Source organism: Streptomyces polyasparticus, assembly GCF_014493765.1.
GTDB classification, from domain to species: domain Bacteria; phylum Actinomycetota; class Actinomycetes; order Streptomycetales; family Streptomycetaceae; genus Streptomyces; species Streptomyces polyasparticus.
The window spans coordinates 323,058-335,999 of sequence record NZ_JACTVJ010000011.1; the positions used below are offsets into that span (position 1 = coordinate 323,058).

13 protein-coding genes are annotated in these 12,942 nt (G+C 70.8%); 12 read left to right on the forward strand and 1 reads right to left on the reverse strand.

Annotated features, from left to right (window positions below; translation table 11 throughout):
- Positions 1-17 precede the first annotated feature (17 nt).
- The 7 genes from H9Y04_RS23505 (at position 18) to H9Y04_RS23535 (ending at position 5,088) form a co-directional block, all read left to right on the forward strand.
- Positions 18-857 (forward strand): arylamine N-acetyltransferase family protein, encoded by an 840-nt coding sequence (locus tag H9Y04_RS23505; protein ID WP_187815966.1) that lies wholly within the window; start codon positions 18-20, stop codon positions 855-857.
- Between the two features lie 57 nt (positions 858-914).
- Positions 915-1,655: an SseB family protein gene (locus tag H9Y04_RS23510; RefSeq protein ID WP_187815967.1), complete on the forward strand. Its 741-nt coding sequence runs from the start codon at positions 915-917 to the stop codon at positions 1,653-1,655.
- 140 nt (positions 1,656-1,795) lie between these two features.
- Complete coding sequence (locus H9Y04_RS23515; protein ID WP_187815968.1) at positions 1,796-2,158, forward strand: DUF1844 domain-containing protein; 363 nt, start codon at positions 1,796-1,798, stop codon at positions 2,156-2,158.
- A gap of 302 nt (positions 2,159-2,460) precedes the next feature.
- Positions 2,461-3,177, forward strand: coding sequence for a translation initiation factor IF-3 (infC, locus tag H9Y04_RS23520; protein ID WP_187815969.1), 717 nt, complete (start codon positions 2,461-2,463; stop codon positions 3,175-3,177).
- A 100-nt stretch (positions 3,178-3,277) separates the two neighbouring features.
- Entirely contained in the window at positions 3,278-3,472 is a 195-nt protein-coding gene (rpmI, locus tag H9Y04_RS23525) for a 50S ribosomal protein L35 (RefSeq protein ID WP_003947156.1), read from the forward strand.
- A gap of 124 nt (positions 3,473-3,596) precedes the next feature.
- The gene (gene rplT / locus H9Y04_RS23530; RefSeq protein WP_006350245.1) at positions 3,597-3,983 is read left to right on the forward strand and encodes a 50S ribosomal protein L20; all 387 of its coding nucleotides are present in this window, start codon (positions 3,597-3,599) and stop codon (positions 3,981-3,983) included.
- Between the two features lie 262 nt (positions 3,984-4,245).
- On the forward strand, positions 4,246-5,088 hold the full coding sequence (locus H9Y04_RS23535; RefSeq protein WP_187815970.1) for a TrmH family RNA methyltransferase: 843 nt from the start codon (positions 4,246-4,248) through the stop codon (positions 5,086-5,088).
- A 16-nt stretch (positions 5,089-5,104) separates the two neighbouring features.
- Here the strand turns inward: H9Y04_RS23535 and H9Y04_RS23540 are convergent, their stop codons facing one another.
- Positions 5,105-5,653, reverse strand: coding sequence for a TetR/AcrR family transcriptional regulator (locus H9Y04_RS23540; RefSeq protein WP_187815971.1), 549 nt, complete (start codon positions 5,651-5,653; stop codon positions 5,105-5,107).
- Between the two features lie 92 nt (positions 5,654-5,745).
- On the opposite strand from H9Y04_RS23540, the gene H9Y04_RS23545 reads away from it, so the two are divergent.
- The 5 genes from H9Y04_RS23545 (at position 5,746) to H9Y04_RS23565 (ending at position 12,607) form a co-directional block, all read left to right on the forward strand.
- Positions 5,746-6,306, forward strand: a complete 561-nt coding sequence (locus H9Y04_RS23545) for a DoxX family protein (RefSeq protein ID WP_236071255.1) — start codon at positions 5,746-5,748, stop codon at positions 6,304-6,306.
- 27 nt (positions 6,307-6,333) lie between these two features.
- Positions 6,334-7,464 (forward strand): sensor histidine kinase, encoded by a 1,131-nt coding sequence (locus tag H9Y04_RS23550; RefSeq protein WP_187815972.1) that lies wholly within the window; start codon positions 6,334-6,336, stop codon positions 7,462-7,464.
- A 137-nt stretch (positions 7,465-7,601) separates the two neighbouring features.
- Entirely contained in the window at positions 7,602-8,741 is a 1,140-nt protein-coding gene (gene pheS, locus H9Y04_RS23555) for a phenylalanine--tRNA ligase subunit alpha (RefSeq protein WP_187815973.1), read from the forward strand.
- Positions 8,741-11,278: a phenylalanine--tRNA ligase subunit beta gene (gene pheT, locus H9Y04_RS23560; protein ID WP_187815974.1), complete on the forward strand. Its 2,538-nt coding sequence runs from the start codon at positions 8,741-8,743 to the stop codon at positions 11,276-11,278. The genes pheS and pheT overlap by 1 nt, the downstream gene beginning before the upstream one ends.
- A gap of 324 nt (positions 11,279-11,602) precedes the next feature.
- Positions 11,603-12,607 (forward strand): PP2C family protein-serine/threonine phosphatase, encoded by a 1,005-nt coding sequence (locus H9Y04_RS23565; RefSeq protein ID WP_236071256.1) that lies wholly within the window; start codon positions 11,603-11,605, stop codon positions 12,605-12,607.
- The last annotated feature ends 335 nt before the right edge of the window (positions 12,608-12,942 follow it).

Sequence of the window (12,942 nt, forward strand, 5' to 3'; positions counted from 1 at the left end):
CGAGTGCGAGGGAATCCATGATCGACGTCGACCGGTATCTGTCCGTGCTCGGAGTGGAGCGGCCGTCGGCCCCGACCGCCGAGGCGCTGTGGGTGCTGCACCGGGCGCACGCGGAGCGGATCCCGTACGAGACCACGGACAACCAGCTGGGCCGGCCCTCGGGCATCTCGGCCGAGGAGTCGGTCGCCCGCATCCTGCGCGGACGCGGCGGCTACTGCTTCCACCTCAACGGCGCCTTCGCCGCCCTGCTCGACGCCCTCGGCTACGACGTGACCCTCCACCGGGCCGGTGTCCAGGAAGAAGTCGAGGACCCCGACGGCCCCGGCGGCGACCATCTCGCGCTCACCGTGGGGCTCGACGGACAGCGGTGGCTGGTCGACATCGGCCTGGCCGGCGGCATCCACGAACCGCTGCCGCTGCGCGCGGGCAGCTACACCCAGGGGCCGTTCACGTACGGGATGGCGCCGTCGTCCGTGGTGCCCGGCGGCTGGCGGTTCACACACGACTCCCGTGGCGCGTTCGACTCCATGGTCTTCGCACCGGAACCCGTCACCCTGTCCTCCTTCGAGGAGAAGCACGCCTATCTGTCCGCCGATCCCGAATCCGGCTTCGTCCGCGTCTTCCAGACCCAGCTGCGCGACGCCAAGGGCGTGGACATGCTGCGCGGGCGCGTGCTGCGCCGGATCCACGCCGAGGGCACGGACGAGCGGATCATCGACTCGGCCGAGGAGTTCTACGAAGTGCTCGCCGAGGTGTTCCACCTCGACCTCACCGATATGGACGCCCGCGAGCGCGCCCTGCTGTGGGAGAACGTCACGGAGACCCACGCGCAATGGCTGGCCGCCAGGCAAGGGTGAGCGGCCGGTCGTGCGGGCCGCCCGGGGCGCCGAAACGGGCAGGTAGGGTCGGGCAGCGTGGCGAACAAGAACATTCCCGACCACGGGTACGCGAACGACGACGGCTCCGCCGACCCCCGCCTGAGTGCCGCGCTCGACGCGTGGGCGGCGGACCGTACGCCCGCCCATGAGAGCCGGATCCTCGAAGCGCTCAAGGACGCAAGGCTCCTCGTACCCGTCGTCGCGGTGCTCGGCGAGGTCGAGACGGACGAGAACGGGCTCAAGCGCGAGAAGAACAGCGACATGGCCGTGCCCACCCTGAAGGCCGGCGACCGCACCGCGCTGCCCGCCTTCACCTCGACCCACGCGCTCGCCCTGTGGGACCCGGCCGCCCGGCCCGTCGCCGTACCGATGCAGCAGGCGCTGCGGGCGGCGGCGCACGAGAAGGCGGACACGATCGTGCTCGACATGGCCGGGCCCGTCGCGTACGAGCTGCCGCGGCGTGCGCTGTACGCCCTGGCGGAGGGGCGCACCTCGACGGATCCGCTGGCGGATCCGGCGGTCGTCGCCGCGGTACGGGCTGTGGTTTCCGCGGAGGCCGCTGTCGTACGGGCGCATCTGGGTGCTTCCGGTGCGGCCGACGGGACGCTCGCCCTCGTCCTCGACGCGGACAGCGACACCGCGGCCGCGGCGCAGCGGATCGCCCGGGCGCTGGCCTCGGACGAGGCGCTTCGTGCGCGTCTTGTGCGGGGGCTCGACCTCGCGCTTCTTCCGGCTGAGGCCTCGCCGCCGGGGGAGCCGCTGTACGTGCGCGGCTGAGCGTGGGTGGGCGCTGCGCGAAAAGTCGGCGCCGCCGTGGGGGCCGCTGTGCCCACCCGTGCCGCCCTGCGGCACGACTGCCCACGGCTACGGGTGGCCAGGGTCCTGAGCACCCGTCGGGCGCGCTTAGGCTGAGGGGTATGACTGACGCAAGCCCCACCGGACAGACCGCCGACTTCGACGCCATGGCCCGCGACATCGCCGAGGTCCCCGCCGTCGAGGTAATCGTCACCGTGGCGGTGAATCTGATGAGCGCCGCCGCCGTGAAGGCGGGCCTGACCGAGGAAGGCGACGCGCACAAGGACCTCGACGAGGCCCGCAAGCTGATCCACGCCCTCGCCGGTCTGCTCGACGCCAGCACGACCGAGATCAGCTCCTTCCACGCGGCCCCGCTGCGCGACGGCCTGAAGTCGCTGCAGCTGGCCTTCCGTGAGGCCTCGCTCGTCCCGGACGAGCCCGGTCAGGGCCCCGGCGAGAAGTACACGGGCCCCGTCTTCGGCTGAGCCCGCCCGCGTGCGGCGGCCCGGACACGGGCCGTTAGCCGCACCCCAGAAGCTCTGCTAACCTTGTGTAACGACCGGCCGGACACTCGCGTGCCCGGCCCACAAGTGGAGGCTCCGATCTCCCACCTGGCTGCCCGACAGGGCGGCGGGTCACCGGTCCGACGGACATGTCTCGTATGTGTTCCCGTCGCTGATGCGCCCCGTGTACGTCGCGGTGGTGCTCCGGTATGGAGCCCCGCCTGTGATCGTCCGGGGCATTTTTCATGTGCCGGCGCGGTTAGGTCTGACGAATATGACGTTACGTGGCGGTCCGCCAGACCGTCGCGTGGTGCTACCGAGGAGGATCCATCAGCACCGAGCCCCGCATCAACGACCGGATTCGCGTTCCCGAGGTACGACTTGTCGGTCCCAGCGGCGAGCAGGTCGGGATTGTTCCGCTTGCCAAGGCCCTTGAGCTTGCTCAGGAGTACGACCTCGACCTGGTCGAGGTGGCGGCGAGCGCTCGCCCGCCCGTCTGCAAGCTCATGGACTACGGGAAGTTCAAGTACGAATCGGCCATGAAGGCCCGTGAGGCGCGCAAGAACCAGGCGCACACGGTCATCAAGGAAATGAAGCTCCGGCCGAAGATCGACCCGCACGACTACGACACCAAAAAGGGTCACGTCGTCCGGTTCCTCAAGCAGGGCGACAAGGTCAAGATCACGATCATGTTCCGTGGTCGCGAGCAGTCCCGGCCGGAGCTCGGCTACCGACTGCTGCAGCGTCTCGCGGAGGACGTCCAGGACCTCGGCTTCATCGAGTCGAATCCGAAGCAGGACGGCCGAAACATGATCATGGTTCTCGGTCCGCACAAGAAGAAGACCGAGGCCATGGCCGAGGCCCGTGAGGCCCAGGCCGCGCGCAAGGCGGACGCTCCGGCGACCACCACGCGTCGTGACCGCGCCGCGGACGAGGAGCCCACCGAGGCCGCTGCCGAGGAGCCGACCGAGGCTTCCGCGGAGGAGCCGGCCGAGGCCTGATCCGGGGCGCGAGCCCAGGATCGCCAACCGATACAACTGACGCTCCCGCCTGCCGGTTTCACGACCGGGGGAGCGCCACTGACGAGGAGAGAACGGCGCTATGCCGAAGAACAAGTCGCACAGCGGTGCCAGCAAGCGCTTCAAGATCACCGGCTCCGGCAAGGTGCTCCGTGAGCGCGCCGGCAAGCGCCACCTGCTCGAGCACAAGTCGTCGCGCCTGACGCGTCGCCTCACCGGCAACGCCGAGATGGCCCCGGGCGACGCCAAGAAGATCAAGAAGCTTCTCGGCAAGTGACGTCGCGGCCCCCGCTGTGACATCCGCGGCTCTGCCGCGGGCGGGGGCCGGACGCCTGGACCGGGACCTATTCGAATTCGGGCCGTGTGAACACAACCACGGCCCCGCTACAAGGAGTTAACAAGTGGCACGCGTCAAGCGCGCGGTGAACGCGCACAAGAAGCGTCGGGCGATCCTCGAGCAGGCCAGCGGCTACCGCGGACAGCGTTCGCGTCTGTACCGCAAGGCCAAGGAGCAGGTCACCCACTCGCTGGTCTACAACTACAACGACCGCAAGAAGCGCAAGGGCGACTTCCGTCAGCTGTGGATCCAGCGCATCAACGCTGCGGCCCGCCAGAACGGCATGACGTACAACCGCCTCATCCAGGGTCTGAAGGCCGCGAACATCGAGGTCGACCGCAAGATCCTGGCGGAGCTCGCCGTCAACGACGCCAACGCGTTCGCCGCGCTGGTCGAGGTTGCGCAGAAGGCGCTTCCGGCCGACGTCAACGCTCCCAAGGCTGCCGCCTGAGTGTTGCGCCCCTGAGCGTTCTGATCGGACCCGTGGACCGTTTCGGTCTGCGGGTCCGATTGTTGTTCGGGCATGCGTCTGCCCCTGTTCGTCGTTCGCCGACTGCGGGTTCGTCGTTGCTGGGCGCGCCCACGCGGCGGAGCCGCATATCGATGCAGCCCCGCGCCCCTATGTCGGCGCTTCGCGCCTCCACTGCGCAGTTCCCCGCGCCCCTGGATTGCGCGGCTCTCCCCGCCCCTGATCTGTTGCCTAAGGTTGAGTCATGGTTGCCGTCCCTGAGCTGATCTCGCCGAAGTCCTCCCGTGTCGCCGCCGCGCGGCGGTTGGGGAAGCGGAACTTCCGGACCAAGGATCGGCTGTTTCTGGCCGAGGGGCCGCAGGCCGTACGGGAAGCCGCCGGGCACAGCGTCGACGGGGAGCCCACGCTCGTCGAGCTGTTCGCGACCGTCGAGGCCGCCGAGCGGTACGGCGACATCGTCGAGGCCGCGCACAAGGCCGGGGCGCGGGTGCACCTGGCCGACGAGGCCGTGATCGCCGATATCTCCACCACCGTCACGCCGCAGGGGCTCGTCGGCGTCTGTCGTTTCCTGGACACGCCCTTCGAGCAGATCCTGGCCGCGAAGCCCCGCCTCGTCGCCGTACTGGCGCATGTGCGCGACCCCGGGAACGCCGGCACCGTCCTTCGGTGCGCCGATGCGGCCGGTGCCGATGCCGTGGTCCTGACCGACGCGTCCGTCGATCTGTACAACCCCAAGTCCGTACGGGCGTCGGTCGGTTCGCACTTCCATCTGCCCGTGGCCGTCGGGGTCCCCGTCGAGCAGGCCGTACAGGGGCTCAAGGGCGCGGGCGTACGGATCGTCGCGGCCGACGGCGCCGGGGACGACGATCTCGACGACGAGCTGGACAAGGGGACGATGGGCGGGCCCACCGCCTGGGTGTTCGGGAACGAGGCCTGGGGTCTGCCGGCGGAGACCCGCGCACTCGCGGACGCGGTGGTGCGCGTGCCCATCCACGGCAAGGCCGAGAGCCTCAACCTGGCGACCGCAGCCGCTGTGTGCCTGTACGCGTCCGCGCGCGCCCAGCGCAGGAGCGCGGCACAGGCCTGAACCGGCGTTGCCGGCGTTACCGGGGGAGCTCCAGAAGCGAGATGACCGGACGCGCGGCCTCGCCCGCGTCCGCGCCCGGAGCGGTCCGCAGCGCACCGCTCACCCACAGGCTGGCGAAGCCGTGCACGATGGACCAGGCGGCCAGCTCGTCGTTCTCGTCGGCCGAGGACGAAAGGACCGCGGTGAGCGCCGCGCCCGCCCGCTGCTCGGCGGCGCGCAGGTCGGGGTCATCGGCGTTGTACAGGCCGGGCTGGAACATCACGTCGAAGTGCGCCGGATGGGCGGCCGCGAACCGCACGTAGGCGACACCTGCCTCGATGCGGTCGTCGCCGGCGGCCGTGAGGGCGTCGGCCAGCAGGGCGTAGCCCTCGGTCGCCACCGCGGTGAGCAGGCCCGGCTTGCCGCCGAAGTGATGCTTGAACGCCGCGTGCGAGACGCCCGCCCGGCGGGCGACATCACGCAGGCTCAGCGCGGCAGGGCTGCCGCCTTCCTTGATGGCGTCGACGGCCGCGGTGAGCGCGGCCCGGCGCAGATCTCCGTGGTGATAGGGGCGATCGGCTGTCATGGCCGCCATCTTACCATTGACAACGTCCTGGAGAGCTCTTATCTTTCCATTGGATAGTTAAGGCAATTCGCGCCCACCGAAAGGAAGTTCCGATGTTCGAGACCGTGATGCTCCTCGCCGCACCCACCGCCGGATTCCGCCTGCTCGGTGCGCTGGGTGTCCGCAGGTTCGCCACCTGGCGCGACAGCGCAGCCCACGGGCTCGCGGTGATGCTGGTCTTCACCGCGTCCGCGCACTTCGCCCCGGCCGGCGTCACCGCGATACCCAACCGCGAGGACATGGAGGCGATGATCCCTCCGTTCGTGCCCTTCCACGCCGCGGTCGTCTACGGCTCCGGAGCCCTGGAACTGCTGGGCGCCGCAGGCCTGGTGAAAACCTCGACCCGTCGGGCGGCGGGGCTCGGGCTCGCGGCATTCTTCGTCGGGATCCTGCCCGCCAACATCTACGCCGCCGTCGAGCACGTCACCTTCGACGGCGAACCGGCCACGCCGCTGTGGTTCCGGATCCCCGAGCAGGCGCTCTATGTCGCGACCGCTCTGTGGGCGGCGCAAAGCGTTTCCCGCCGCCACCGCAACTTCTCGCCTTCGCCGGTACACGGGGCATCCCTGCCGTCACCCTCAGCTAGTAGGGTGGCGGACTCGGGGGCCCACTGAATCAAGCGAGAGGTGGGGTACGGGGATATGAGTGTCGGCACCAGGAGGCAGGCCGGAGCACGCCGCTCCGTGCCGCGCCCTGCCGCGCCCCGTATCGACACCCCGCCGGGTGAACTCGGCCTGGATCCCGACGACTTGCCGGACGGACTCGTCGTCGCCGACGAGAAGGGGCGGGTCGTCTGCTTCAACGCCGCGGCCGTGCGGATCACCGCCGTGTCCGCCGACGACGCTCTCGGGCGGCCCGTCGAGGAGGCCCTGCCCCTGGAGGATCTCGAAGGCCGGCGCTGGTGGCAGCTGACCGATCCCTATGGCGGGCTCGCGATCCGCACCGGACAGCCCGAGCGCAATCTGCTGCTCCCCGGCGGCCGCGAGGTGCTCGTCTCGGCGCGCTATGTGCGCACGCGGCCCACCGGGCCCCTGCACCGCCTCGTGGTGAGTCTGCGGGACACCGAGGCCCGGCGCCGTACCGAAAGAAGCCATGCCGAGCTGATCGCGACCGTCGCCCATGAGCTGCGCTCGCCGCTGACCTCGGTCAAGGGGTTCACGGCGACGCTGCTCGCCAAATGGGAGCGGTTCACGGACGACCAGAAGAAGCTGATGCTGGAGACGGTGGACGCCGACGCCAACCGCGTCACCAGGCTGATCGCCGAGCTGCTCGACATCTCGCGGATCGACTCCGGCCGCCTGGAGCTGAGGCGCCAGCCCGTCGACATCGCCGCCGCCGTCGGACGCCATATCCAGTCGCACATCGCGGCCGGACAGGCCCCGGACCGTTTCCTCGTCCGGCTGCAGCAGCCGCTGCCCGACCTGTGGGCCGATCCCGACAAGATCGACCAGGTGCTCTCCAATCTCCTGGAAAACGCCGTGCGCCATGGAGAAGGCACTGTCACCATTGATGTGGCACCGCTTGAGAGCCCCCTGGAAGGGACGGCAGTCACCGTGAGCGACGAAGGCCCCGGCATCCCCGAGGAGTCGATGGGCCGTGTCTTCACCCGCTTCTGGCGGGGAAGCAAGCGCGGTGGCACAGGCCTCGGCCTCTATATCGTCAAGGGCATCGTCGAGGCGCACGGCGGGTCGATCACCGTCGGCCGTGGTCCCGCCGGCGGCGCGGAGTTCCGATTTACGTTGCCCGTGGGCACCCCGGCGTATCTGCTCTAGCAGTCCCCGGCCCTGACCACGGGCGTCAAAGCCACCCTGGCACCCCGTTAGACTCGACCCTTGGCGCATTTGTGTCTGCGTGGGCGCGGTCTGCGGTCCAGGAGAGACCAGCCAGCCAATCGGAAGCACGGGAAGAGATGTCGGCACCGAATAAGTCGTACGACCCTGTTGAGGTCGAAGCCTTGAAACCGGAAGAGATCGAGCGCATGCGGGACGAGGCGCTCGCCGCCTTCGCCGCCGCGGGTGACCTCGACGCGCTCCAGGCCGCCAAGGTCGCGCACACCGGCGGCACCTCGCCGCTCGCTCTCGCCAACCGCGAGATCGGTGCGCTGCCCCCGCAGGCCAAGGCCGAGGCCGGCAAGCGCATCGGCCAGGCCCGTGGCGCGGTCAGCAAGGCGCTCGCCGCCCGGCAGACCGAGCTCGAGGCCGAGCGCGACGCCCGCGTACTCGTCGAAGAGGCCGTCGATGTGACGCTGCCCTACGACCGCGTACCGGCCGGCGCCCGGCACCCGCTGACCACGATGATGGAGCGGGTCGCGGATGTCTTCGTGTCCATGGGATACGAGATCGCCGAGGGCCCCGAGGTCGAGGCCGAGTGGTTCAACTTCGACGCGCTCAACTTCGTGCCCGACCACCCCGCGCGCCAGACCCAGGACACGTTCTTCGTCCAGGGCACGCGCGAGGACGGCAAGCCGACCGTCGACGACGAGTCCGGCATCGTGCTCCGCACCCACACCTCGCCGGTGCAGGCCCGCGCGCTGCTCAGCCGTGAGCTGCCCGTGTACATCGTGTGCCCCGGCCGCGTGTACCGGACCGACGAGCTGGACGCCACGCACACCCCGGTCTTCCACCAGATCGAGCTGCTCGCGATCGACGAGGGTCTGACGATGTCGGACCTCAAGGGCACGCTCGACCACATGGTCCAGGCGCTGTTCGGCGCGGACATGAAGACGCGGCTTCGCCCGAACTACTTCCCGTTCACCGAGCCGTCCGCCGAGATGGACATGCTCTGCTACGTCTGCCGCGGCGAGTCCGTGGGCAACGAGGAGCGGCCCTGCCGCACCTGCTCCAGCGAGGGCTGGATCGAGCTCGGCGGCTGCGGCATGGTCAACCCGCGCGTCCTGACCGCCTGCGGTGTGGACCCGGAGAAGTACAGCGGATTCGCCTTCGGGTTCGGCATCGAGCGGATGCTGATGTTCCGCCACAACGTCGAAGACATGCGAGACATGGTCGAGGGTGACGTCCGGTTCACCCGGCCGTTCGGGATGGAGATCTGATGCGGGTCCCGCTTTCTTGGCTGCGGGAGTACGTCGACCTGCCGGCGGACGCCACCGGCCGTGACGTACAGGAGAAGCTCATCGGTGTCGGCCTCGAGGTCGAGACCGTGGAGCAGCTGGGCAAGGGCCTCACCGGCCCGCTCGTCGTCGGCAAGGTCCTCACCATCGAGGAGCTGACCGAGTTCAAGAAGCCCATCCGTTTCTGCACCGTCGACGTCGGCCAGGCCAACGGCACCGGCGAGCCGCAGGAGATCATCTGCGGCGCGCGCAACTTCGCCGAGGGCGACAAGGTCGTCGTGGCCCTGCCCGGCGCCGTGCTCCCCGGTGACTTCCGGATCGCCGAGCGCAAGACGTACGGCAAGGTCTCGCGCGGCATGATCTGCTCCAGCGACGAGCTGGACATGGGCGAGGACGGCACCAAGGGCATCATCGTCCTGCCGCCCGAGCACGAGGTCGGCACGGACGCCACCAAGCTGCTCGAGCTGTACGACGAGGTCCTGGACATCGCCGTCACGCCCGACCGCGGCTACTGCCTGTCCATGCGCGGCGTGGCCCGCGAGGCCGCCACCGCGTACGGCCTGCCGCTGCGCGACCCGGCGCTCCTGGACGTGCCCGCGCCGAACTCGTTCGGCCACCCCGTGCAGATCTCCGACCCGCGCGGCTGCGACCGCTTCACCGCGCGCACCGTCGTGGGCCTGCAGCCCGAGGCCCGGTCCCCGATCTGGCTGCAGCGCCGCCTGCAGAAGGCCGGCATGCGTCCGATCTCGCTCGCGGTCGACGTCACCAACTACGTGATGCTGGAGCTGGGCCAGCCCCTGCACGCGTACGACCGCTCCCTCATCGAGGGCCCGATCGGCGTGCGCCGTGCCGAGGCCGGCGAGAAGTTCACGACCCTCGACGGTGTCGAGCGCGTCCTGGACGCCGAGGACCTGGTCATCACCGACAACCGCGGTCCGATCGGTCTCGCGGGTGTCATGGGCGGTGCCAACACCGAGATCGCCGACCCCGAGGTCGACCCGGAGACGGGCCTGGCCCAGGGCACCACCGAGGTGGTCATCGAGGCCGCGCACTTCGACCAGCTGTCGATCGCGCGCACCGCACGCCGCCACAAGCTGTCCTCCGAGGCGTCCAAGCGCTTCGAGCGCGGTGTCGACCCGAAGGCCGCGTCCGCCGCGGCCCAGCGGACCGTCGACCTGCTCGTGCTGCTCGCGGGCGGCACGGCCGAGGGCGGCGTCACCGAGGTGATCGCGCCGTTCGCGCCGCACACCATCTCCATCCCGGCCGACCACCCGGACAAGGTCGCGGGCGTCGAGTACGGCCGCGAGACCGTCGTACGCCGCCTCCAGGAGGTCGGCTGCGACGTGTACGGGCAGGACGAGCTCGTCGTCACCGTCCCGTCGTGGCGTCCCGACCTGACCGACCCGAACGACCTGGCCGAAGAGGTCATCCGGCTCGAGGGCTACGAGAACCTGCCCTCGACGCTGCCCAAGCCCCCCGCGGGCCTGGGGCTGACCGACCGCCAGCGGCTGCACCGCCGCGTCGGCCGCGTTCTGGCCGGTGCCGGTTACGTCGAGGCGCTGAACTACCCGTTCATCGGCTCGCAGGTCTTCGACCAGCTGCAGCTGGAGCAGGACGACCCGGCCCGCCGTGTCGTCAAGCTGGTCAACCCGCTCTCGGACGAGGAGCCCGCTCTTCGTACGACGCTGCTGCCCGGGCTGCTCCAGGCGCTGCGCCGCAACGACGGCCGGGGCAGCCACGACCTGGCGCTCTTCGAGACCGGTCTGGTCTTCCACCCGGCTGTTTCGTCGTCGGGTCGCGGCACCGCCGTGCGCCTGCCGGTCGACCGCCGTCCCACCGACGAGGAGCTCGCGGGTCTCAACTCCGTGCTCCCCGTGCAGCCGCGGCATGCCGCGGTCGTCCTCGCGGGCGCCCGTGAGCAGGCCGGCTGGTGGGGCAAGGGCCGCCCGGCCGACTGGGCCGACGCCGTCGAGGCCGCGCGCGCTGTCGGCCGCGAGGCGGGCGTGGAGCTGCTCATCGACCAGGGCCAGTACGGTCCCTGGCACCCGGGCCGGTGCGCCGAGCTCTCCGTCGTCATCGACGGGGTGAAGACCCTCGCCGGTCACGCGGGCGAGCTGCACCCGCGTGTGGTCAAGGCGCTGGGCCTGCCCGCGCGCACCTGCGCGATGGAGCTGAACCTCGACCTGGTCGAGCAGGCCGTGGACGGCACCCTGCAGGCGCCGCGTATCTCCACCTTCCCGGTGGCCACACAGGACGTCGCGCTCATCGTCGACAAGGAGGTGCCGGCCGCCGCGGTCGAGCACTTCCTGCGCGGTGGCGCCGGTGAACTCCTCGAGGACATCCGGCTGTTCGACGTCTATACCGGCGATCAGGTCGGCGAGGGCAAGAAGTCGCTCGCGTTCGCGCTGCGCTTCCGCGCCGCCGACCGCACGCTGACCGTCGAGGAGGCCTCGGCCGCCCGTGACGCCGCGGTGGCCAAGGCCGCCGAGATCACGGGCGCGGTGCTGCGCGGCGCGTAGGACCGCTGCGGGGGCGCGTGTTCCCGTAGAGCAGAGGATCAAAACGCCTGGTGAGGGGCGCACTTGGGAAACTGAGTGCGCCCCTCACTCATTCGGGTGAGAAGAACGGACTCCCTGGCCCGATCGGGCCACCCCATGGACAGAATCGATCCGGCCGTACGCCGCGCCCTCAGGGCCCGGAGCGCGTGCCGTCTCGGGGCTGGCCCCTGCTGGGCAGGGCCTTAAGGGAGGCCGTCGGCGATGATCCGTATCAAGTCCAGGGCACCTGTCGCGCAGGTACCTGGGCATCACAGCGCACCGGCCGGGGCGTCCCGGATCCGGCGCATGGTCACCCTTGCCCTGCCGACGCTGTGGGGCGGCGTCGCCATCGTCTACAAGCTCACCTGCCCGCTCGCCCAGCAGGACGGGCTCGTCGCGCGCATCGCCACCAGTGCGGTGTTCTTCGCCGTGGGCACCGGTCTGATACTGGGCGTGCGCCGGGCCCTCCTCCAGGAGCTGGCCCAGATCCACGAAGTCGCGGGCGCCGCCCAGCGGGTGCTCCTTCGTCCGCTGCCGCCCCGGCTCGACGGTCTGGCGATCGCCGCCGGACAGCTCTGCGCCCACCGGGCCGCCACCGTCGGCGGCGATCTCTACGAGGCCGTCGCGACCGATCACGGTGTACGGGTCGTCATGGGCGACGTCCGCGGACACGGCCTGGCCGCCATCGGCACCGTCGCCGCGCTGCTCGGCAGCTTCCGCGAAGCCGCGCACGACGAGGCCGAACTCCCCGCCGTACTGCGCAGGCTGGAGCGCGCGATGGGCAGGCATCTGCGCGAGCGCGCACGGGCCGAGCATCCGTCGGCCGGCGGCGCCGAGCCCGAGGCACCGCTCTCGGAGGAGTTCGTCACCGTGCTGCTCCTGGAGATCCGGCTCGACGGTTCGGTGTACGCGCTCAACTGCGGTCACCCCTGGCCCTTCCGGCTCGGTCTCCAGGTCGAGCGCATCGCCGGCGGCGAACCGCTGCCGCCGCTCGGCCCGTTCCCGCTCCCCGCCGAACTGCCCGTCCTGCACTGCGGTTGGCTGCACGCGGGCGAGGCGCTGCTTCTGCACACCGACGGGGTGGAGGACGCACGGGACCAGGCGGGGAACTTCTTCCCGCTGGCCTCCGTGCTCGCCGGCAACCGCAGTGCGCCGGGCGAGGTCATCAAGAGCGTCTGCGATGCGCTGCTCCGGCACACCGGGGGCCGGCTCACCGACGACATGGCGCTGCTCGTGCTGCGCAACGAGCGGCGCAAGGTGCCGCAGCAGCCGGGCGAACCGGTGGTGCGCGGGGCGCGGACGGCCACCTGACCGACGGGCTGCCACCCGCGGTCCCCGACCAGCGGGCTGCCCACCCGCGGTCGCTCGACCAACGGGCTGTCACCCGCGGTCTCTTGGTGCGCGGGCTGCCACCCGCGTCCGTGAGCCGTGCGCATCGGTGCGGCTGACCGAAGTCGACCGCCGCGCAGACCACTCCCGTACGAAGGAGGGTCGAATCCACCGGTCCGGCCGGCGCCGCCCACCTCGCCGCGGAGAGTTCGGCAGGCGGACGAGGTGAGCGGCGCGGTTTGGGCCGCCGCACTGTACGAGGGGGAGCCGGCGGCCCGGCCGCCTCTGGCGAGGCCAGAAGGTGTCCGGTCCAGGGG

Coding starts and splice junctions, on each gene's coding strand:
- H9Y04_RS23505 (WP_187815966.1), top strand. CDS start 18: ATGATCGACGTCGACCGGTATCTGTCCGTGCTCGGAGTGGAGCGGCCG.
- H9Y04_RS23515 (WP_187815968.1), top strand. CDS start 1,796: ATGACTGACGCAAGCCCCACCGGACAGACCGCCGACTTCGACGCCATG.
- rpmI (WP_003947156.1), top strand. CDS start 3,278: ATGCCGAAGAACAAGTCGCACAGCGGTGCCAGCAAGCGCTTCAAGATC.
- H9Y04_RS23535 (WP_187815970.1), top strand. CDS start 4,246: ATGGTTGCCGTCCCTGAGCTGATCTCGCCGAAGTCCTCCCGTGTCGCC.
- H9Y04_RS23540 (WP_187815971.1), bottom strand. CDS start 5,653: ATGACAGCCGATCGCCCCTATCACCACGGAGATCTGCGCCGGGCCGCG.
- H9Y04_RS23545 (WP_236071255.1), top strand. CDS start 5,746: ATGTTCGAGACCGTGATGCTCCTCGCCGCACCCACCGCCGGATTCCGC.
- H9Y04_RS23550 (WP_187815972.1), top strand. CDS start 6,334: ATGAGTGTCGGCACCAGGAGGCAGGCCGGAGCACGCCGCTCCGTGCCG.
- pheS (WP_187815973.1), top strand. CDS start 7,602: ATGTCGGCACCGAATAAGTCGTACGACCCTGTTGAGGTCGAAGCCTTG.
- pheT (WP_187815974.1), top strand. CDS start 8,741: ATGCGGGTCCCGCTTTCTTGGCTGCGGGAGTACGTCGACCTGCCGGCG.
- H9Y04_RS23565 (WP_236071256.1), top strand. CDS start 11,603: ATGGTCACCCTTGCCCTGCCGACGCTGTGGGGCGGCGTCGCCATCGTC.